At 75.2% G+C, this 1054-nt stretch carries 2 protein-coding genes; one reads left to right on the top strand and one right to left on the bottom strand.

Annotated features, from left to right (window positions below):
* The coding region (locus AB0J52_RS41995) for a dihydroxy-acid dehydratase domain-containing protein (protein WP_500188900.1) at window positions 1-394 on the bottom strand (394 nt) is incomplete at its 3' end.
* A 245-nt stretch (window positions 395-639) separates the two neighbouring features.
* On the opposite strand from AB0J52_RS41995, the gene AB0J52_RS41990 reads away from it, so the two are divergent.
* On the top strand, window positions 640-1054 hold a 415-nt coding region (locus AB0J52_RS41990), incomplete at its 3' end, for a winged helix-turn-helix transcriptional regulator (RefSeq protein ID WP_500188898.1).

Genomic DNA, 1054 nt, shown 5'->3' with positions numbered 1-1054 from the left:
TGCCGTCGCACATCGCGGGGACGCCCCCGGCGAACTGCGCGGTGCCGCCCGCCTCGGCGACGCCGGCCTTGAGCACGTCCGGGTAGTCCTTGAGCGGCGCGTGCGCGGACAGCATCTCGTTGTAGGACGACACGATCGCGATGTTGGGCGCCACGTCCCCGCGGAGCTGGAGCTTCACCTCCGGCGCGCAGGCGGCGAAGCCGTGCGCGAGGTTGGCGCAGCCGAGCCCGCCCCGCGCGGGCCCCTGGGTGCGGGCGCCCGCGATCCGGCCGAGGTAAGCCGCGCGGCGGTCGGCGCTGCGCGCGGCGATCCGCTCCGTGACCCGCGCGACGACGGGGTGCAGCGCGGGTGGCTGCTGAGGGGACGGCTGCTGGGAGGACGGCAGGGCGCTCATCGGAGACTCCAGGCCGAGGGGATGGACAACGACACACGCAACCTAGCGGGGATAGGTCATGCAAGTCATCAGGCTTACGCAGTAATCTTTACAGAAGTTTCCCCACTAGAGCCAACTCGGCACTCATAGAAGGCCCCCGGGACCGGCCCGGACAGGCGGACGGTCCCCGCTCCGCCCGCTCCGCACGTTCGATCCGCCCGTTCGATCCGGTCGCCCCGCCCCCGTCCACGTGCTTGGATGATCCGATGCCCCACCGGCCCGTCTTCTCACCCGCGCGACGCCCCGCGACCTGCGGCGACGTGCTGCGCCTCGTCCGTGAGGACGGCGTCGCCACGCGCGCCGAGCTGGCCCGCGCCACCGGGCTGTCCCGCCCGGCGGTCGCCGCCCGGGTGACCGAGCTGATCGCGCACGGGCTGCTGGTCGAGCACGCCGACGGGCCGTCCACCGGGGGCCGGCCGCCCGCGCGGCTGGCGTTCGACGCGGCGGGCGGCGCGGTCCTGGTCGCCAACCTCGGCCAGTCCCGGGGCCAGCTCGCCGTCTGCGACCTCGCCGGCGCGATCCTCGGCCGCGCCGACGCGGAACTGCCGTCCGGGCGGCTGCCCGAGGTGGCGCTGCCCGCCCTCGTCGAGCAGTGGACGGCCCTGCTCGCCGAGGTCGGGC

It is taken from the genome of Spirillospora sp. NPDC049652, assembly GCF_040675125.1.
Classification (GTDB): Bacteria; Actinomycetota; Actinomycetes; order Streptosporangiales; family Streptosporangiaceae; genus Spirillospora.
The sequence above is the reverse complement of the archived record's forward strand: the minus strand, read 5'-3'. Positions and strand labels throughout refer to the sequence as shown.